This is a genomic window from Sphingosinicella soli (assembly GCF_014199685.1).
Lineage (GTDB): Bacteria > Pseudomonadota > Alphaproteobacteria > Sphingomonadales > Sphingomonadaceae > Sphingosinicella > Sphingosinicella soli.
This window is the reverse complement of the sequence record NZ_JACHNZ010000057.1, coordinates 1-19,051: the sequence shown is the minus strand read 5'-3', so window position 1 is coordinate 19,051 and position 19,051 is coordinate 1. Positions and strand designations below refer to the sequence as shown.

Sequence of the window (19,051 nt, the reverse complement as noted above, 5' to 3'; positions counted from 1 at the left end):
AAACCAGGCCGCTGCCTAAACCATCGAAATGAGGGGTCCCTATTGGACGCCGATCACCCCGCTAACGGGGTCCCTTTTGCACGCCGGTCCACACATTACCCCCCCAACGTGATCTTAATCGGCTTTGTCGACCGTAACGACAACCTTACCATCTAGTTCATTAAGAAGAGCATCCAACTTGCTCAGCCGCACAATGAGATCGGCAGGGATACGGCTTTCCAGTGCCCGCACCTGTGTGCGCAACGCCTCCAGTTCGCTAGCCTGATCTACCGCCGTAGCAGACTGCCCCGCACCATCCCTGAAGCTCGCCTCCAGCCGAAACACGATTTCGCTGTTTAGCGTCCGATTATTCTCTTGAGCGGCATCCACGATCTTGCGCCGTAAATCAGCAGACAGGCGAACCTTCATATCCGGGGGCGTCTTTTCCATGGGGTAGCATTACCCCCACGAAGGGGTTGACAGCAACCCCATCCAATCATACCCGTATTGGGGTGTTTATTACCCCACAAGGAGCTAACTGGATGAACCTCTGTGACATGAAGCTGCGCCTGCCCGCCGATCTGAAAGTCATGCTCAAGGAACGTGCCGCCGCCAATCACCGTAAGATGAACGGCGAACTTGTGGCCATTCTGGAGCGCGCCCTTACCAGCCAGCAAGGGGGCGCATGATGTCCGAACCCCGCCGCGCCATCCTCTACGCTCGCTATTCAACGGACCTGCAAAACGAAAAGTCGGTTGATGACCAGCTTGCTCTTTGCCGCGCCTACGCCAAGCGGGAGGGCTACAAAGTCATGGGCGAGTATCACGACGCCGCGAAGTCCGGCGCGTCAATCAGGGGGCGGGACGGGCTGCAAGACCTGTTGGCCGTTGCCTATTCTGGAAAGTGCGATGCTGTCATTGCCGAGGCGCAGGACCGCATCTCTCGCGACATGGAAGACATGGCACATATCTATAAGCGCCTCACGCATCGCGGCGTCAAAATCCTTGCAGTGCATGACGGCGGCGAAGTCAGCACCGCCATGATGGGATTGAAAGCGATGGTTGCCCAAGAGTTCCGCGAGGCCAACGCCAAGAAGGTTAAGCGCGGCATGGAAGGGTTAATTGAGAGGGGCAAGACGGCTGGGGGACGTGCCTATGGCTACACCCCCGACCCCGCCAATCGGGGCGTTCCCATGATCGTGCCAGAGCAAGCGGAAATCGTCCTTCGCATCTTCCAAGAATATCACGATGGCAAATCCCCGAAGGCGATCTGCCGGGAGTTGAACGCCGAAGGCATCGACGCACCACGCGGCAAGCTGTGGGCACCGTCCGCGCTCTACGGCTTCGCCAGTCGGGGCACGGGGATGCTTCGCAACCCAATCTACAAGGGTATAATCGTGTGGGGTAAAGTCACGATGCTGAAAGACCCCGACACCGGCAAGCGCATATCCCGGCCCAAGCCCAAAAGCGAACGGATTTCTGCCGACGCTCCCGAACTGGAAATTGTGCCTCCCGCTCTTTTTGATGCCGTGCAGGCCCAGCTAGAGGCCCGGTCGATGGCAGGCACGGGCAAGAACGTGGGCGCGCAAAACCGCCCCAAACTCTTGCTATCCGGCCTTATCAAGTGCGCGGCTTGCGGTTCCGGCATGGCCGTTGCGGGCAACGACAAGAGCGGGCGAAGGCGCGTTCGCTGTTCGGCTCACACCAATTCGGGAGCCTGTCCCAACCCGCAGACCTTCTACCTTGGCGATGTGGAGGCCCTTGTAATCGACACGCTGGCCGATGAACTGGCCACCGAGGCACAGGTGAACCGTTACGCGAGGGCATGGCTGGAGGGACGGCACAAGGAGGCCGCGAAGGACATTGCCCGCCGCGCGAAGGCCGAAACGCGCCTGAAGGCCATCGGCAAGGAACTGGAGCGCATCACCACCATGATGATTAAGGGCCTTGGTGATGAGCAGGCCCTAGACGCTGCCAGCAAGGAACTGGGCGTCGAGCGCGACCGGCTGAAAGCCGATCTGGACAAGCAACCGCCTGCATCCAACATCGTGATCCATCCGACCGCCGTGGCAGCGTTCGCAAAGAGCCTCGCCACGTCGCGGGATTATCTGCATTCCGCCAAGGCCAAGCTGGAACTGACCCTGCAAAACCTGCGCGATAGGGGCGACCTGCATCAGCTTGTCCGGGAAGTCGTGGCGTCCGTCACCCTGTCCCGCGACAAGGACGGACGCATGTGCGCCGAAATCACCACAAAGCTGGATCATTTCACGGTGAAAGGGGGGCAACAACCTTTGGGGGCTGTCGCGATGGTAGCGGAGGAGGGACTTGAACCCCCGACACGCGGATTATGATTCCGCTGCTCTAACCAACTGAGCTACTCCGCCCCAGGGCCGTTTCGGCCGGAAAGCGCGGGTCATATAGGCGCGGCGGCGGCGGCGGTCAATCGTCCCTCGGCGCCGGTCTGCCCGAGGTTCAATTCGAAAGGATTATGCGCTACCATGCGTCTGGCGGGATACCGTGCGCGCGCAGAGATGTCCCCGCGCCGAAAGGACCGACCAGCGCCTCCTGGATGCGGCGCTCGCACGGTTTGAAAACGCATTCCCGGCTTCCTGAACGCGGCCTGTTGCGCTCGTTCCCCGCACTGGGTAAGCCCTGCGCCATCGGTTGGGGGGAACTGGGCCATGATGCGACGTTCGCTTGGCATTGCAGCAACCTTCGCCGCCGTTTTTCTTTCGAGTGGGGCCTTCGCCATGCAGAACTGGACGCTCGTTATTCATGGCGGCGCCGGTGCGATGGCGCGCGGGACGATGACACCGGAGCGCGATGCCGCGCAGCGCGCGGGGCTGGCTGCGGCGCTTGAAGCAGGCAAGGCCGTGCTGGCTTCGGGCGGCGCGGCGCTCGATGCGGTCGAGGCCGCCGTGAAGGTGCTGGAGGACAATCCCGGCTTCAACGCGGGTCGCGGCGCGGTGTTCACCTACGAGGGCGTCAACGAGCTTGACGCCGCCATCATGGATGGGCGAAACCGCGCGGCGGGCGCTGTCACGGGCCTCACCCGAACCCGCAATCCGATAAGCGCCGCGCGCGCCGTTATGGAAAAGAGCCCGCACGTGATGCTGCAGGCCCCCGGCGCGGACCGTTTCGCGCGGGAACGCGGCCTCGATCAGGTCGATCCCTCGTACTTCCGTACCGAAGAGCGCTGGCAGCAGCTTCAAACGATGAAGGAAAACACGAAAACCGGCGCGGTGTTCGACGCGGACATGAAGTACGGTACGGTCGGTGCGGCCGCGAAGGACATGCACGGCAACCTCGCCGCCGCCACCTCCACCGGCGGACTCACCGGCAAACGCTGGGGCCGCGTCGGCGATTCGCCCGTCATCGGCGCGGGCACCTATGCGGACAATCGCGGCTGCGCGGTTTCCGCGACGGGATCAGGCGAATTTTACATCCGCATCGGTGTCGCCCACGAAATCTGCGCGCGAATGCGCTTCGGCAAGGAAGACGCGCAGACGGCGACGGACGCGGTACAAGACGAGGTGAAGGCGCTCGGCGGCGCCGGCGGCGTCATCGCGGTCGCGCCGGACGGCACTTCGGCCTTTTCGTTCAACACGCCCGGCATGTATCGCGGGCGCGCCACATCCGGCGGAGACTTCGCCGTTCATATTTATGGGGATGAAGAATGAGCAGCAGCGACGTTCTGATCGTGGGCGCGGGCCAGGCCGCCGCCCAGGCCGCCATCAGCCTGCGAATGGCGAATTTCACCGGCAGCATCACGATGGTGGGCGCCGAAGCCCTTCCGCCCTACGAGCGCCCGCCGCTCTCCAAGGACTATCTCGCCGGCGAAAAGGAAGCTGCCCGCCTGCTGCTCCGCCCCGAAGCGTTCTGGGCCGACAAGAGCGTGACGCTTAACCTCGGCACCCGCGTCGTCGCGGTGAACCCCGAAGCACGCACCGTCACCACCGATGCGGGCGAGCACCTCGGCTACGGCGACCTCATCTGGGCGGCGGGCGGCAGTCCCCGCCCCCTGCCCATGCCCGGCGCAGACAGCCACAACGTCCACATGATCCGCACCATCGCCGATGTCGATGCGCTCCGCTCCGACCTTGAAGGCGGCGGGCCGGTCGTCATCATCGGCGGCGGCTACATCGGGCTGGAAGCCGCTGCCGTTCTCGTCAAGCAGGGCCACAAGGTGACGCTGCTCGAAGCGCTGCCGCGCGTGCTGGCGCGCGTCGCCGGGGAACCCGTGTCCCGCTTCTACGAGGAGGAGCACCGCGCGCACGGGGTCGATCTTCGCCTCTCCGCCGCCATCGAGGCGCTGGAAACGGATGCCGGCCGCGTCACGGCGGTGCGCCTCGCGGGCGGTGAGCGCCTGCCCGCCGCTGCCGTCATCGTGGGTATCGGCCTTATCCCCTCCGTCGAGCCGCTCCTCGACGCCGGCGCGAGCGGCGGCAACGGTGTCGATGTCGACGCCTTCTGCCGCACCACCCTGCCCCACATCTATGCGATCGGGGACTGTGCGTGTCACGAGAACCGCTTTGCCGAGGGCGCCCGTATCCGGCTCGAATCCGTGCAGAACGCGGTCGATCATGCCAAAACCGCCGTCGCCGCCATTCTCGGCGATCCGCAGCCCTACACGGCGACGCCGTGGTTCTGGTCCAACCAGTATGATCTGCGTCTCCAGACCGTAGGCCTCTCGACAGGCCACGACGCCACCGTTCTGCGCGGTGAACCGACCGCGCGCAGCTTCAGCCTTATCTATTTGAAGGGTGGCCGGGTGATCGCGCTCGATTGCATCAGTGCGGCGAAGGACTTCATTCAGGGGCGCGCACTCGTCGAAAAAGCGGCGGTCATCGATCCGGCCCGCCTCGCCGACGCCGGCACTCCGCTGAAGGAGCTTCTGGCCGCATCATAGGGGGATTTTCGCCTTGACCATGCCAGCGCTGTTTCGCGGACGGCTTTCGATCCCGGTGATCGGCTCGCCGCTGTTCATCATCTCGAACCCCGATCTCGTCATCGCGCAGTGCCGCGCGGGTATCGTCGGCAGCTTCCCGTCGCTGAACGCTCGCCCCCTGCCGCAGTTCGAGGAATGGCTGCAACGCCTCACCGCCGAACTAACGGAGAACGACGCGCCCTACGCGGTCAATCTCATCGTCCACAAGTCGAGCGACCGGCTGATGGACGACCTCGCGCTCTGCGTGAAATACAAGGTGCCGCTCATCATCACATCGCTCGGCGCGCGCGAGGACGTGAACGCCGCGATCCACAGCTACGGCGGCCTCGTCTTCCACGACGTCATCACCAATGCCCACGCGAAAAAGGCGATCGAAAAGGGCGCGGACGGCCTGATCCCTGTCGCGGCGGGCGCCGGCGGCCATGCCGGCACGCTTTCCCCCTTTGCGCTCGTTCAGGACATCCGCGAATGGTTCGACGGGCCGATCGCGCTCTCCGGCGCGATCGCGACCGGCGCTGCCGTGCTCGCGGCCGAAGCGATGGGCGCGGATTTCGGCTATATCGGCTCCGCCTTCATCGCCACCGCCGAAGCGCGCGCCGATGAACGCTACAAGCAGATGATCGTCGACAGCCGCGCGTCGGACATCGTCTATTCGAACCTCTTCACCGGCGTGCACGGCAACTACCTCGCCCCGTCCATCGTGAACGCCGGCCTCGATCCCGCGAACCTGCCGACCAGCGACCCGTCGAAGATGGATTTCGGCAGCGGCGGCAACACCGGCGCGAAGGCGTGGAAAGACATCTGGGGCTGCGGCCAGGGCATCGGCGCGGTGAAGGCCGTGCTGCCCGCCGCCCAGCTTGTCGCGCGCCTGAAACGTGAATACGATGCCGCGAAAGCGAAACTCTGCGCCGCCTGAGCCGTTTAGATCACGCCCGATGACGCGCCGCGCACCTGCGGCACGGCGTGCGGGCACGACATGACGACATCAGGCTGAGGATCGGAAGCGCCCATGGAACTCACGATTTCACTCGAAGACGTATGCCGGATCGTGCTGAGGGCGCGCGAATACGACGCCCAGGTTCCCGCAGTCGACCCCGACGACAGCTCCAGCATGGCCGACGACAGGGCCGTGGGCGTTCTGGAGGATTCCTCGAACACTGTCGAGGAAGAGCTTCGCAGCATGATGGAAGATCTGAACGAGGACGAGCAGGCCGAGCTATACACGCTGATGCTGGTGGGCGCAGGCGACTATGACGCCGCCGAATGGGAAGACGCCCTCGCCGTCGTCAACGAAGAAGTCTCCGACATCCCCGAAGCCCTGATGCGCACGCCGATGCTCGCCTCACTCCTGGAAACCGGACTGGCGGCGTTCGGGCTGAACTGCGACCGGGTGGGGACGGTTGGGTAGTGCGCCTAGCGCTCCAGGATCGTCCACGCGAACCCAAAGCGCGTAACCCTGAACGAAAGCCACCTTGCGATAGCTCTTCCAAAGGGATGCAAAGCGAGGATCGTCCGAGAGATAATCGAGGTAGTTGAACTTTTCACCAACGAAGTATGATTTTCGTTTCCGCTCATCGACAAAGACGTGGCCGGGCTTGAAAGCGATCAGATCGTCTACCGTTGCCTGGCGCGAATAATTCAAGATTTGCTTTACCTTGCTGCACGATTGGGGATCGGCTCGACAGTGCGGCTCAGCAAGCAATCCAACGGCGCCCGGAACAAGCCATTGCGCAGGGAAGCGGCTCGCCCAGGTTGCGCCCGTCAGGTTTACAAAAGGGAAGCTCGCCCAAAGATTTGATGATAGCACCAGTACAGAGGGTGCAACTCCGGGTACCGGGTAAGCGGCGAGGAACGGACGAAGGAGCCGCGATTTGTAAGGGCCTTCGAGGACAGGTGGTAAAAGCATCACGGCAGCTGCCAAAACTGCTGCCAGCGCAGAGATTTTCCGGCCAAAACCTCGTGCAATCATTGCGCAGAGTGTGAGTAACAGGAACACGTTCATGGGGTATGCGTGCGATGGCCAGCCCTTGAACTGAACCAGATAAGCAGCGCAAAATCCGGTAGCTACAGCGAAAAGCCTCAGAGCGTAAGAATCTCTTAACCGGCCAGTCTGAAGGATTATCAAATATAGAACGACCGGAAACACAAGAAAGTGAGGCTTTGTAAAAACCAGAAAAAATTCATATCCGTAGGCGTGATAAACCTCTGTCGCCATTGGAACAATGTGATCGATATACTCTTTGTGAAACACAACTATGAATAGGAAATATAATCCGCACAGAAGTGCAATAGTTATGTTTTCAATTGAAATTATTACTCTCAGCGTTTTATTCTGCAAGGCCGCAACCGCTGAAACAAGCAGTGGCGCGAACAGGAAATAGGGCTTCATGGCCAAGCCAAAGAACGCAAATGCGCCGAGCGCAAAAGATTCCATAGGCTTTCTATTGGAACCCGAAGGATCCAGGCAAAGTGCCAGGAAATATGGCAGCGAAAAAACGAGCATCAGGTGCTCGCGTTGACCGACGAACGGAATCGGCAGCAGGATCAGCGATAAAATCACACCCCCAAAAAGAACAATGCGTTCGGCATGCACTAAACCCTCGCTTGCCGCGACGATACGCCCCGACCAGGCAAGAGATATGAAGAGCAGCGTCGTAACGTAGAGTAGAAACGCAGAAGTGCTTCCGCCTCCGAACAACTCAGACACGATGATCGGTGGAGCGGTTACGTAGAACGCAAGCGGCGGATTGATCTCAATCACATCGACATAAAGGCGGGCTCCATTCAGAAACTTCTCCGTAGCCACCAGATACCAACTCGTATCATGGTTGAAAGGCCGTCCCCAAAAATAGAGAGCAAACAGCACCGCCGCAGCAAACCCCCAAGCGACGCAAGCCGCAAACATAGATCGTCCATCGAGGTCACGTGGTGAGCGAAACACCCAAAATTTGAATGCAACGAAGTTGAGGCACGGCACAGCGATACCAACCAGCACCAGCGCCGCAAGCATCGACCACTGCAGCATGTGCGTGACAACAAACACAATGAGGGAGGATGTGGCGAAACCAAAAAGACTTGCGACGGCAAATCTGCCGAGCGCTTCCGAATGTTCCGCCCGCCTGCTGAATGTCCAACTGAAGTGACCAAGGTAGGCGAACGTGACCGCGCATGCGAACCCAACGGTGTTGGCCGATCCAGGTGCAAAACCGCCAATGCTGCTGGCCAGATAGGCCGCACAAAGATGGAGAGCCGTCGTGGCTAACCCCACAACACCAAAACGGCCCGCCTGCGCCACAAGCGCAGTCATGATTTCCGCAGCGAAGCGTAGAGCGAAAGGCCAAACGGCAAAGACACATTGCCGACTATCCACCGTTCCAGCCCGAACACGCCGGCTAAGGCTGCATTGACGGCAGGATGAGGCATCACATCGGTTTCGACATGTCTATGAAGAACCCGCTCCGCAATGCGCTGAACGACAGCTAACGGGAATAAAAGGGTATTGAAGTACGCAAGCTCGACAACCTCCAACCCGGCCCTCTCCGCAGCTTCACGCAGGGAAGCGGGTGTGTACCGACGCTGATGGTGGTGCAACTCGTCATGACGGGACCAGAGCCAAGGCATGGCGGGCACTGTCAGCAATATTCGTCCACCGGCGGCAAGTCGCTGAGACAGCGCGCGCAGAGAATCACTATCGCGTTCCACGTGTTCGAGGACGTCAAACATCGTGATCAAATCAAAGCATTTGTTCTCGAATGGAATGCGGTCGGGCATTTCTCCGAACAGGACATCCCCCGCCCATTTTTCGCGAGCACTTTGTCTTGCGCCCGCATCATATTCAAACGCGTGCACATTGCCGAATTCGGCTAGCAGGGGCAAATTTCCACCTGTGCCAGAGCCCGCATCGAGCATAAGCGGTACGTGCGCCTTACCGTGGAGGTTCCGCGCCAGCAAACGCCTTAAAATATGTCTCCGACCCACGAACCACCAATGTTTGGATTCATGCTCGGCCATCCGCGTGTAGACGGCTCTATCCACGAGATACTCTCGGCAAATCCGATGCGTCTATGCCGAACGTGCGCTCGACAATGTAAAGAGGCCTACCGCGAACTTCGGTGGATATGCGCCCGATATACTCACCCAGAATACCCAGTGAAATGAGATTCAACGCGCCGAGAAGCAGCACAGCGACCATCAGAGACGCGTAGCCCGGCACATCCACGTTGCCGAGCAGCTTCGCACCAAGAATGAATCCTGCGTAGGCTATCGCGAGTGAACCGAGCAAAGTGCCGATGTAAGTCCAGACCCTGAGGGGTGCCGTCGATGACGATATGATACCGTCCAGCGCAAAGTTCCAGAGCTTCCAATATCGCCATTTGCTGGCTCCCATCGCGCGCGGCTCACGCACAAAAGCAACCTCGTCACGACTGAACCCGACCCACGAGAAAAGTGATTTGTTGAAACGCGTCCGTTCTCCCAAGGTCAGGAGAACATCCACGACCTCGCGGTCCATCAATCGGAAATCACCGACATTTGCCGGAATCGGATGATCCGCAAGCCTATTGAAGAGATCGTAGAAGCGTCCGGCAGTAAGCCGCTTCAGAAATGTATCCGACGAACGGTCTATGCGTACGCCTTCAACAACCTTTGCTCCGGCTACCCATTTCGAGATCATTTCCGGAACGACTTCAGGTGGATCCTGCAAATCGACATCCATCGGAATAACAGCATCGCCCGTCGCATATTTCAGTCCTGCGGAAAGCGCGGCTTCCTTTCCAAAATTCCTGGACAGGCTGACGAGCTTCACGCGCGCGTCTCGCCGCGCAAAGGCAGAAATGATTGCCGCAGTTTCGTCCCGACTGCCATCGTCAACGAAAACCACTTCCACCGTCAACGGCTCGGAAATGTGTTCGCTTGCCGCTTCCACGACCGGAAGCACGCGTTCAAGGAACAAACCGATTGTTTCCTGCTCGTTCAGGACAGGAACGACCAAAGAAATCCTTTTGGTCTTTACGTTGCGCATACAGTAGCCTTGATTGAATAGTTAAAGGTATTCAAACACCAGAATAGTTAATTTGGGGCTAAGTCTGTTCGGCGCGCGCAGGGTCGGCCCGGCTGTAGTCATACCGCCCGCAAATACCGCTCCACCCCCCACCACACCGCATACACACCGGCAAAGGCCACCAGCCCGTCCACCGCATAATGCCAGCCGAGGTGGATCGAGCCGATGAACGTCGTGAGTGCGAAGAGCGCCGCGATGGTGCCCGCCGTGCGGCCGATCCGGAACGCCAACAGCACATAAAGAAACGCGATCGCGTTGTGGAGCGAGGGCATTGCGGAAATGCCCATCGAGAAGCCGATCGTGTCGGTTTCGTGCGCGGTCCACAGCATGGTCTGCCAGTGCAGCGCGCCAAGGCCCATGCCGCCGCCAGCCTTCAGCGTCGCATCGATCGATGCAAGCCTTTCCATCAGGCCGGCGAACTCAGGCGCGGATGCTGAAGCCATCGGCGCCAGAAAACACGGCCCTGCGGAACTTCCGATATAGGCGCCGAGCACGCCGAGCACGATCCAGATGGCCGTGAAATTCAGAAAGAAACGCGCCCGTTCCGCGCGCGGGGCGATGAGCGCGAAATAGCCGATCGCAACCGACAGCCCGAAAACCCACAGCGTATAAAGCCGGTCAATCACCAGCGTGGCGTCAGCGGACCCGAAAAGCGCGTGGGTAAGCTCCCAGGGTTGCCGCCCCAGGAACAGCGCCTTGTCGAGCGCGGCGAACGTGTCGTCGAGATAGAACGGCATGATCTGCGGGATCTGCATTTTCAACATGCCCATCGCCGCGAACAGCACCGGCATCAGCGCAAGCGGCACGACCCGCGAGACGAGCAGGCTCGTATCCTGAAGCTGCGCCCGCGCGGAAAGCACCATGCTGGAGAGCGGCGCCGCCTCACCCGAAAGCAGCGCGCGAATGAGGTGATAGAGAAGCCCAAGCGACACCACGAGCGGGATCGCGCGCAGCGCCTTGTCCATGTAATCTATCACAAGCGAGGCGGTCGAAGCCTCGTTCCACCGGGCGACCAGTTCTGAAACGCCGTAAATTCCGGCGACCATGAGAACCAGCGGCGCAAGCCAGACCCACTCCTCGCGCGCGATCGAAAACGGCCTTCGAAGAACAGCGTACATCGGCACCCACTCGCTACCTTGCGGTTAGCCAGAGCAGTAGCGGGAAGTCATTAACGATAGATGGAACGGGTGTTTTGGTGAGCCCTGCTGGATTCGAACCAGCGACCTACTGATTAAAAGTCTCAACCGATAGCGGGATATAGCGGAATATATCAGGAAATATCTGGTTGACGATTGGCTGATTTCCGCGCATTCATATGGAAACAACGGGAAGCAATCTAACACTACGGGAAGCCCGCTGTTTAGACGAATGTTAGACGGAAGGCCAAAACATGCCCGCGCCGAGAAGCCTGCTTAAGCCGTTCGAGAAAACGGCGACCACGGACATTCCGAACCCGAAAAAGCGCCTTGTCGTGTTCGATCCGGCGACGACGGGCCTTGCCGTTCTCGTCACGCCGCGGGGCGCCAAGACCTACACCGTCGTCGCGCGGGCGCCGTCCGGCAAGCAGGTGTGGAAGGAGATCGGCAAGCCCGGCGAGATATCGATCGATCAGGCCCGCGAGCGTGCCCGCATAGCCGTGCCGCGCATCAAGGCGGGGGAAGCCACCCCCCTGCCCCCTGAAACGCCTGTCGCGCCCCCCGAGACGTTCCGCAAGGTATCGGACGACTTCCTCGCGCTGTACGTGAAGAACAAGGAGCGGCCACTGCGTTCGGCTTACGAGATCGAACGCCAGTTCAAAACGCACCTGTGGCCGCGATGGGAAAAGCGCGTGTTCGTGGACATCAAGCGCCGGGACATCGCGCAGATGCTCGACGAGGTGGAGCGCGACAGCGGCGCTTCGATGGCCGACCATCTGCTCGCCACCCTCTCCAAGCTGATGACGTGGTACGCAGGCCGGGACGATGATTACACGTCGCCGATCATTCGCGGGATGCGCCGCACAAAGCCCTCCGAACGCAAGCGCAAGCGCATGTTGTCCGATGATGAGATTCGCCTTGTATGGAAGGCGGCGGGCGAGGCCGGGGTGTTCGGCGCGATCGTCAAGACATGCCTGCTGTCAGCGCAGCGCCGCGACAAGGTGCGCCTCATGCGCCGCGAGGACGTCGACATGGAGACGGGCCGGTGGACCATCCCGTCCGAAGCTCGCGAGAAGGCGAACGCCGGGGAGATCACCCTGCCCCCGCTCGCCGTGGCCGTGCTTAAGTCCTGCAAGGAAGTGAAGGGCAACCCCTACGTGTTCGCCGTCTCCAAGGACAAGGCGTTCAACGGCTTTTCCAAGGACAAGGTTGCGCTCGACGCGGCGATAGCGAAGGCCAACGGCGGCAAGGCGCTGGAGCCGTGGGTCATCCACGATCTGCGCAGGACCGCCAAGTCCCTGATGAGCCGGGCGGGCGTTCGTCCGGATATCTCCGAGCGCGTGCTTGGCCACGTCATCCACGGCGTCGAAGGCGTGTACGATCGCCACCCATACGAGGCTGAGAAAGCCGAGGCCCTGCACAAGCTCGCCGGACTGGTGACGCTGATCCTCAACCCGCCGAAGGGCAACGTCGTCCCGATGGCGAGGGGCGCGGCGTGAACGCAGAATCTATTGGCGATGTCCGCGCGAAGTTGACAACGGCGACGGAACTTGAGGGATTGCCGGGCGCAATATCCGCCCTCGATGCTGCCTATTCGTTCTTGCTGGACTGCGGCGCGTCCTATTCCGAGCTTCGCCCATTGTTCGGGCTTCTCGCAGCGTTGGAAGATCACAAACGGGGAAAGCCCAACCCCCTTCTTGCTGTTCACAGCAAACGAGGCAATCGATCGCATGTCGCTGACGACCAGTTCAAGGCTTGTGCGGCTGCCACGATGACAATCATTCAAAAATCGGGGCGGACGAAGCGGGAGGCCGCCTCCCTCGTTTCAGGACGGCTTAAATCTGCTGGTATTGCCATCTCCCCGACCAATATCGATACTTGGCATCGCGAAATTTCGAGCCATCGACATGCGGATCCGGGGGTGTTGGGAACATATCAGTTATTGATAGAAAAAGCCGGCAGTGCTGATGAGATATCCGCTGAAGCGGCACTGCGCACTCTGGTAAACCTCGCCCGGACAAAATTGTAAGTTTCCCCTACGCTTTTACTTACAACGGGGCGCCGTGACATTTGGAATGCACCTGAAACGACGAGGTGCTTCCAATGAGACTACTGAGAAAGCCAGAGGTTGAGTCGAAGGTCGGGCTTTGCGAGCGTCAGATTCGCAACCTTGAACGCGACAACCTGTTTCCCAAGCGTGTTACCATCAGCCCCAACGGCCGCGTTGTCGGCTGGATCGAGACTGAGGTTGATCGGTGGATCGCCGACCGCATGGCAGCGCGGGAGGCGGCATAGCGATGCAGCGAACACAGAAACGCCGCCCGGGCGGGGGCGGCGCTGGTCCTACGCTTGGAGGCTGCAGGGTTGATCCTGCGTACCATAATACCGCACCGCTGTCTATAATTGCCGAGATCGATCGGCGCATGTCCGTTGCGTGGCTGGCGGGTCTGGGGGTGCGGCATGGGTGAGCTTGTCCCCTTCCCGACCCGCGACCGTGGCCGGATACTTGTTCATCGCGACGGTACTGGCGACGGCTGGCTGATTGACCACGAAGAGCCGGCGGGCGGGTCGTATGGGCTGGAGGCGCGTGCCGAGACGCTGGAGGGTGCCAAAATCGCGGCGGTGATCGCAAGCCGGCGGCGCGGTGACCTTCTTGTCGAGGTGCGCCCATGAGCAACCGGGCCCACCTCGAAGCCACCTTGTCCGCGATCATGCCTGCTTGCATTGATCCCGACGAACGTGCGCTGCGGCTGCGGCTTCTCGCCGGCCGGAACATCTCCGCAGACGAAATCGGCCGCTGGGCGCACAACAGCGATTTGCGTCTGCGGCTCTATGCCTGCGCGAACGAGCTGGCGAGCGGGTATGCCTTCGCCCGGGTTGGTCTGGATCACCTTTTGCTCGCTGCCGACACGTCGCGTTCGATCATCATGGCGGCGTCCAATATCCGCACGCTGGAAGGCGCGCCCGATGCGTGACGAGATCGACGACTATCTCGATAGCGGGGCGCCGCCGATGCCGGATTTTGACGATTTTCAATCACGTCAATCTGTCGCGATTGAAATCACCGCCACGCCGTTCGGCTGGCCTGATCCGGCGACCATTCCCCTGCGTCCGTGGGTGCTTGGCCGTGAACTGCTTCGCGGGACGATTACGGGCGTCATAGCGGGCGGCGGGAGCCTCAAATCGACGTACATGGTGACGACGGCGCTTTCGCTTGTCACGGGCCGCGCGCTGCTCGGAAAAAGCGTGTGGGATGGTCCCCAGCGCGTGTGGTTCTGGAATCTCGAAGATCCGATGGACGAGCTGGACCGCATGTTCATGGCCGGCGCGATCCATTACGGCGTCGGCCGCGACACCTGCGGCGACCGCCTGTTCGTCGATAGCGGTTTGACCGGCCAAGGGCTTTGCACGGCGACGGAAAACGCTGACGGCTTCAAGATCATCGAGCCGGTCTATGAAGCACTCGGAGCAGAGCTGAAGCGCCGGGACATCGACGTTCTAATCGTCGATCCATTCGTGTCCTCGCATCAGGTCAGCGAAAACGACAACACGAAAATCGATGCGGTTTCGAAGCGGTGGGCGAAGCTGGCGACCGAATGCGGCTGCGCGATTGTTCTTGTCCACCATACCCGGAAGCTCGCGGGCCAGGCAGTGACTGCAGAGGCCGGACGCGGCGCCGTCGCGCTCATCAATACCGCGCGCACCGTGCTGGTGTTCAACCGCATGTCAAAAGAGGAAGGCGAGCGTTTCGGGATCACCGACGACGCCGACCGCCGCCTTTACGTCAACGTCCTCAATGACAAGCTGAACCGCGCGCCGCCCGCCAAGGCAGACTGGATTCGTGCCGTCGGCGTGCATCTGGGCAACGGTGGTATCGAAGGTGGCGACAGCGTGGCCGTAGCCGTGCCGTGGACCCCGCCCGATGCGTTCGAGGGTATCGATCACCATACGCTGCGCGCCGTGCAGTCACGGGTCGCAGGCGGGCAATGGCGGGCCAATGTCCAATCAGCTGAATGGGTCGGCATCGCCGTGGCGGACGCGATCGGCGCTGACATCGAAAGCCCCGCCGAAAAGCAGCGGGTGAAGGAACTCGTCAAAGGCTGGATCAAGTCGGACGTGCTCCGCGAGGTTGAGGACAAGGACGACAGCCGAAGGGTGCGAAAATTCGTTCGCGTCGGCACGCTGGTTGATAGTCTGTCACAGAGGTCCGAATGATGGTGCTCCACGTTACAAGGTGGAGCGGAGCAAGGTGTCGCAAACCGCACGCGAAACACTGCTCCACTACACCCCCCTGGGGTAGTGGTGCGGTGGTGGTGGAGCAGCGCTCCACTTCGGGGTTTCAAGGTGGAGCAAATTGCTGCCTCCGGGTTGCATCACTCGACCTTACGCCACGTGGGAAAACATGCCGGAAAGTCGCACGGACATCCGGTCAGCCTCATAAAATATTTTCGAATATCATCCGGCATTTCGCGCCCGTTCCCAGCGCTTCCCAACTTTACCTACTGATTTTTAATCAGCGCTAATGTATTGATTATTGGCTATTTTTCGTGGTATTCAGCGAGAATGGATCAAACAATCCAAGATCAATCTAACAACTCGTCGCCGAAGGCGGGAAAAGCCGGCCGCCCCAAGGGTTCCCGGAATCGCGTTTCGCGCGAGGTGAAAGAGATCGCCTTACGCAAGGGGCCAAAGATGCTGCGCCTTCTGGAGACGCTTGCGGAGAAGGCCAAGGACGAGCGCACGCAGCTTGCCGCCGTCACTGAGTACCTGAACCGCGCATACGGCAAACCCATATCTCCGACCGAGATCAGCGGCCCGGACGGCGCCCCTGTCGAAACGAAAGACGTTTCCAAGATTGAGGTTTCCCGCCGCATCCTCAACATGATCGCGGAAGCGAAAGAGGCGTCGGCAGGCCCGCGACCGATAGCGACCGACCCCGTCGGCATCGAAGCGCGCCGCGCTCTGGCCTTTGGGCTCACTCTGGCCGCCAGAGAGGCTGCAAAGCATGACGGCGAGCCCATGCCAACATGGCACTTTGCCCCGTTCGCGCGGGAGGCTGATGAAAAGTCCACTATCCGTAATGTGGATGGGGGGAACCTCAAACCCGCGCAGGTCATCCCTCCTGCGGCGCCAAGCTACGTTTACGAACCGACGCCCGATGAACTCGCCCAGCGTGAGTTCGACGCTCACATCAACCGTGCCAGCAACCGCGCGATCGGCGTCGGCGGCTCACGTCCCAACATCATCACACAGAGGCCCCGATGAACCTTGATGAACGCCGTATGCAGGCGACCCTCGCCCTTGCCGATCTGGAAGCCGCGCAGGGCGCCGCCTTGCTCGACGGCAAGACCTTCGACCCCGCCCCCATTGCCGCCAAGCGTGCCGAGATCGACGCCATAGACGCCGCAGAGACTGAAACCGTGCGCCGGGAGCGTATGGCACAGGCTGAGGCGCTGGCAGCCCATCAGAACGCCGTGCGGCGCGATATCCGTGAAACCCTGCCCCTCTATGCCGACGCCGTGAAGCGCGCGGAGAAGTCCGCCCGGGCGCTCGTCAAGGCGCTGGCCGATATCGAGGCAGCGGCGGGTGTGCTGCGCAAGCAGGCGATGGTGTTCAACACGCGCCCCTGCGTTCTCGACGTGAACGACATCCGGGACACCTATTCGCGGCTGCTGGCATCGGAACTGAACGCAATCGAGTTCAGCCGCTACGGCATCCTCGACTGGATCAGCGCGCCGCGTGAGCCACGGCCATGGATCACCCCTTTCGAAAAGTATGTTGAACCGGCCTTCGCGGCCATTCTGGAACAGGAACTGAACTGATGGCCGCTCTTGCCGAAAAGACCACGACCGAACCCCTGCCCTCTGCCGGAAAGCGTCCGCGTATCGCGCCGCAAGCACCGCTCGAAGCGGGGCAATTCCGCCGCACGTTCTGGATGAAGGCGCCGCCGGAAGCCACGCAGGAAGACGCGCGCTATATGGAGTTCTGGACGGGCGTGCAGAAATACCTGCAGCGGCACGACATCGTGCTTGTACTCGCTGATGACGAGTCCTGGGAGATGGAATGCTGCATCGAGGCCGTGCGCGCCGCCGGCTGCGAGGTAAGCGTCCGCAAGATCTACAGCCGCAAGCCCATCTCGGCCGCATCCAGCCCGCTTGGCGACACGCACCGCAGCGAATGGCGCGCGGGGATGGGTTGGTGCGTCGTCCGCATCTCCGACGGCGCGCCGGTCATCAAGGGCCTGCAGTCGGAAGCCGCCGCTGTTCTGGAATGGCAGAAATCCCAGCCGCGAAAGGCTGCATGATGAGCGGGAATCTGCCGACCATCCTGTCCGAGATCAACGCGATTCAAGGCGAGATGACGACCCGCGCGTATTGGCGGGATGAGGAGAAGCAGGCGCGCTATCGCGATCTGGTGACACAGCGGCAGGCTGTCGCCGGTCCTGTTGCCGGGGGTGAGGAGACCGGCCCGCGCATCGCCATCGCATCGGTAAGTGAATACGTCTCCGAACACGGAACGGCCGATGGCTACAGCACTTATATGAATTTGGCGAGGAGTGCCGCCGACGTCGCGATCAACATGCCCGCGGCGGACTATGCCCAGTTTGAACGCAGTTTCGAGGCCCTGCCCGACGACATCACGGCCGCAGCGCTGGCCGAGCTGCTGACATCGAAGCCGAGCGCGGAGGACGTGCCTGAGACGTCGGCGCGGAGTTTCGCCCGGACGCCAGCGGGCGCGATCCTCGCGCACGAGTGGGGGCAGAACTTCCGGCACAATATGGGCCTCGTCCGTGCCCGGCTCTACCGCATCATGGACAGGTTCGACGAGTCGAACGACGCCCGCTTTCTCGGCTGGCTGGAGAGTCTGTCCACGCCTGCAGCGGTCGCGATCTATCGGAAGCTGGCGGCATGAGAACGGGCGATTCCTTCGACACTGATCTGAACAGCGTTATCGATGACATGGCGCGCGGCAACCTCATGCCTATGCTGTCACCTGCGCAGCGCGCGCGGGAATCGATGCACTTCGCGGTATCGAGCAAGCCTGACTATGAGGCTGATTTGCAGCGTGCGGCGCGTGCGACAGGTGTGCCGATACCGTCGGCACGGTCTTATCCCGATGTTGTGTCGGCCCGCGCCCGGTCTGAGGCCTATGACTACGACCGGATGGCGGATGAATCTCCGGCTGTCATCGCGTTGCTGGGTGACGTGGACAAGGCCAGGATCGCGCACGACGACGTCGAGAGTCTGAGTGCGATCGAGCGGGGGCTGAAGAAGTTCAAGGGCACGCTTGGGGCCGCATACTACGACGCGGCGAATGCGGGCGCTGAAATGCGCCGGGTCGTCGGCGATGTGTCGGACGTCGCGTTCTCGCCGGTCACGGCGCTCATAGACGCTTATGCCGAAGCGGCGTCACCCGCTCTTGCACAAAAGCTCTATCGGTACGACCGGGAGGGCAAGAAAGCCGCGGCGGCGGAACGGGAGGGGTTTCAGAGGCGGGCGGCCGAAGTCATGCCTCAGTCCGACAGCTTCATTGAGGGCGCGATCTGGTCCGGCGTGCGGAGCCTTCCATCTACTGTCACCGCGATCGGTGCCAGTGTTGCCACTGGAAGCCCTGCAACGGGCCTTGCGATCATGAGCGCATCGACCGGGAGCACGTCCTACGGCGAAGCCCGAGACGCTGGCCTGCCCATGTCCCGCGCTCTGGCTTACGGCATTTCGCAAGGCACGATCGAGGGCGCGACCGAAAAGCTGCCGATGGAGTTCATCGTCAAGTCGCTTGGCAAGGTGAAGATGGGCCGTTTTCTTGGCGAGTTCGTCGCGAAGGAAATGGTTGGCGTGTGGACCGGCGTGCAAAAGGGACCCCGTTAGCGGGGTGATCGGCGTCCAATAGGGACCCCTCATTTCGATGGTTTAGGCAGCGGCCTGGTTTT

Annotated in this window: 22 protein-coding genes, 1 tRNA gene and 1 pseudogene; 17 read left to right on the top strand and 7 right to left on the bottom strand. The window is 61.2% G+C overall.

Translation table 11 applies throughout. From position 1 onward, the window contains the following. Nucleotides 1–114: 114 nt before the first annotated feature. Complete coding sequence (locus GGQ98_RS17075; RefSeq protein WP_184071699.1) at nt 115–429, bottom strand: Arc family DNA-binding protein; 315 nt, start codon at nt 427–429, stop codon at nt 115–117. A gap of 107 nt (nt 430–536) precedes the next feature. Here GGQ98_RS17075 and GGQ98_RS17070 point away from each other — a divergent pair, with 107 nt between their 5' ends. Both GGQ98_RS17070 and GGQ98_RS18985 read left to right on the top strand, forming a co-directional pair. Next, complete coding sequence (locus tag GGQ98_RS17070) at nt 537–668, top strand: Arc family DNA-binding protein (protein ID WP_184071697.1); 132 nt, start codon at nt 537–539, stop codon at nt 666–668. Continuing rightward, a pseudogene (locus GGQ98_RS18985) lies at nt 665–1,744 on the top strand (recombinase family protein); the annotation flags it as partial. The gene GGQ98_RS17070 and the pseudogene GGQ98_RS18985, both read left to right, overlap by 4 nt. Nucleotides 1,745–1,942: 198 nt before the next feature. Here GGQ98_RS18985 and GGQ98_RS18540 read toward each other — a convergent pair. Together GGQ98_RS18540 and GGQ98_RS17055 are read right to left on the bottom strand one after the other, a co-directional pair. Beyond that, nucleotides 1,943–2,242: a hypothetical protein gene (locus tag GGQ98_RS18540; protein WP_243451981.1), complete on the bottom strand. Its 300-nt coding sequence runs from the start codon at nt 2,240–2,242 to the stop codon at nt 1,943–1,945. 43 nt (nt 2,243–2,285) lie between these two features. After that, nucleotides 2,286–2,362: transfer RNA gene (locus tag GGQ98_RS17055), tRNA-Met, on the bottom strand. A 366-nt stretch (nt 2,363–2,728) separates the two neighbouring features. Between GGQ98_RS17055 and GGQ98_RS17050 the strand changes: the two genes are divergently transcribed. From GGQ98_RS17050 to GGQ98_RS17035, 4 genes are all read left to right on the top strand, one after another. Continuing rightward, on the top strand, nt 2,729–3,658 hold the full coding sequence (locus tag GGQ98_RS17050; RefSeq protein ID WP_207791463.1) for an isoaspartyl peptidase/L-asparaginase family protein: 930 nt from the start codon (nt 2,729–2,731) through the stop codon (nt 3,656–3,658). Further along, nucleotides 3,655–4,887: an NAD(P)/FAD-dependent oxidoreductase gene (locus GGQ98_RS17045; protein WP_184071695.1), complete on the top strand. Its 1,233-nt coding sequence runs from the start codon at nt 3,655–3,657 to the stop codon at nt 4,885–4,887. Before GGQ98_RS17050 ends, GGQ98_RS17045 begins: the two co-directional genes overlap by 4 nt. A gap of 19 nt (nt 4,888–4,906) precedes the next feature. After that, entirely contained in the window at nt 4,907–5,842 is a 936-nt protein-coding gene (locus GGQ98_RS17040; RefSeq protein WP_424141373.1) for an NAD(P)H-dependent flavin oxidoreductase, read from the top strand. Between the two features lie 93 nt (nt 5,843–5,935). Then, nucleotides 5,936–6,334 (top strand): DUF3775 domain-containing protein, encoded by a 399-nt coding sequence (locus tag GGQ98_RS17035; protein WP_184071691.1) that lies wholly within the window; start codon nt 5,936–5,938, stop codon nt 6,332–6,334. Here GGQ98_RS17035 and GGQ98_RS17030 read toward each other — a convergent pair. The 4 genes from GGQ98_RS17030 to GGQ98_RS17015 form a co-directional block, all read right to left on the bottom strand. Beyond that, the gene (locus GGQ98_RS17030; RefSeq protein ID WP_184071689.1) at nt 6,269–8,233 is read right to left on the bottom strand and encodes a GtrA family protein; all 1,965 of its coding nucleotides are present in this window, start codon (nt 8,231–8,233) and stop codon (nt 6,269–6,271) included. The two genes, GGQ98_RS17035 and GGQ98_RS17030, sit on opposite strands and share 66 nt — an antisense overlap. Beyond that, nucleotides 8,230–8,961: a class I SAM-dependent methyltransferase gene (locus GGQ98_RS17025; RefSeq protein WP_341534250.1), complete on the bottom strand. Its 732-nt coding sequence runs from the start codon at nt 8,959–8,961 to the stop codon at nt 8,230–8,232. Before GGQ98_RS17025 ends, GGQ98_RS17030 begins: the two co-directional genes overlap by 4 nt. Beyond that, nucleotides 8,954–9,946 carry a glycosyltransferase family 2 protein gene (locus GGQ98_RS17020; protein WP_184071687.1) on the bottom strand — a complete coding sequence of 331 codons (993 nt, stop codon included), beginning with the start codon at nt 9,944–9,946 and terminating at the stop codon, nt 8,954–8,956. Before GGQ98_RS17020 ends, GGQ98_RS17025 begins: the two co-directional genes overlap by 8 nt. Nucleotides 9,947–10,044: 98 nt before the next feature. Beyond that, complete coding sequence (locus tag GGQ98_RS17015) at nt 10,045–11,103, bottom strand: phosphatase PAP2 family protein (protein WP_184071685.1); 1,059 nt, start codon at nt 11,101–11,103, stop codon at nt 10,045–10,047. Between the two features lie 272 nt (nt 11,104–11,375). Here GGQ98_RS17015 and GGQ98_RS17010 point away from each other — a divergent pair, with 272 nt between their 5' ends. The 11 genes from GGQ98_RS17010 (at nt 11,376) to GGQ98_RS16960 (ending at nt 18,989) form a co-directional block, all read left to right on the top strand. Beyond that, nucleotides 11,376–12,620 carry a tyrosine-type recombinase/integrase gene (locus GGQ98_RS17010; protein ID WP_184071683.1) on the top strand — a complete coding sequence of 415 codons (1,245 nt, stop codon included), beginning with the start codon at nt 11,376–11,378 and terminating at the stop codon, nt 12,618–12,620. Further along, a complete protein-coding gene (locus tag GGQ98_RS17005; protein WP_184071681.1) occupies nt 12,617–13,150 on the top strand; it encodes a hypothetical protein in 534 nt (177 codons plus the stop codon). Before GGQ98_RS17010 ends, GGQ98_RS17005 begins: the two co-directional genes overlap by 4 nt. A 74-nt stretch (nt 13,151–13,224) precedes the next feature. Then, complete coding sequence (locus GGQ98_RS17000; RefSeq protein ID WP_184071679.1) at nt 13,225–13,416, top strand: helix-turn-helix transcriptional regulator; 192 nt, start codon at nt 13,225–13,227, stop codon at nt 13,414–13,416. Between the two features lie 165 nt (nt 13,417–13,581). After that, entirely contained in the window at nt 13,582–13,794 is a 213-nt protein-coding gene (locus GGQ98_RS16995) for a hypothetical protein (RefSeq protein WP_184071677.1), read from the top strand. Beyond that, nucleotides 13,791–14,096 (top strand): hypothetical protein, encoded by a 306-nt coding sequence (locus GGQ98_RS16990; protein ID WP_184071675.1) that lies wholly within the window; start codon nt 13,791–13,793, stop codon nt 14,094–14,096. Before GGQ98_RS16995 ends, GGQ98_RS16990 begins: the two co-directional genes overlap by 4 nt. Further along, nucleotides 14,089–15,336, top strand: a complete 1,248-nt coding sequence (locus GGQ98_RS16985; protein ID WP_184071673.1) for an AAA family ATPase — start codon at nt 14,089–14,091, stop codon at nt 15,334–15,336. The genes GGQ98_RS16990 and GGQ98_RS16985 overlap by 8 nt, the downstream gene beginning before the upstream one ends. A 348-nt stretch (nt 15,337–15,684) precedes the next feature. After that, a complete protein-coding gene (locus GGQ98_RS16980) occupies nt 15,685–16,386 on the top strand; it encodes a hypothetical protein (RefSeq protein ID WP_184071671.1) in 702 nt (233 codons plus the stop codon). Continuing rightward, nucleotides 16,383–16,943 carry a hypothetical protein gene (locus GGQ98_RS16975; protein WP_184071669.1) on the top strand — a complete coding sequence of 187 codons (561 nt, stop codon included), beginning with the start codon at nt 16,383–16,385 and terminating at the stop codon, nt 16,941–16,943. Before GGQ98_RS16980 ends, GGQ98_RS16975 begins: the two co-directional genes overlap by 4 nt. Continuing rightward, entirely contained in the window at nt 16,943–17,425 is a 483-nt protein-coding gene (locus GGQ98_RS16970; protein ID WP_184071667.1) for a hypothetical protein, read from the top strand. The genes GGQ98_RS16975 and GGQ98_RS16970 overlap by 1 nt, the downstream gene beginning before the upstream one ends. Next, nucleotides 17,425–18,033 carry a hypothetical protein gene (locus GGQ98_RS16965; RefSeq protein ID WP_184071665.1) on the top strand — a complete coding sequence of 203 codons (609 nt, stop codon included), beginning with the start codon at nt 17,425–17,427 and terminating at the stop codon, nt 18,031–18,033. The genes GGQ98_RS16970 and GGQ98_RS16965 overlap by 1 nt, the downstream gene beginning before the upstream one ends. Then, nucleotides 18,030–18,989, top strand: coding sequence for a hypothetical protein (locus tag GGQ98_RS16960; protein WP_184071663.1), 960 nt, complete (start codon nt 18,030–18,032; stop codon nt 18,987–18,989). The genes GGQ98_RS16965 and GGQ98_RS16960 overlap by 4 nt, the downstream gene beginning before the upstream one ends. Nucleotides 18,990–19,051 lie beyond the last annotated feature (62 nt).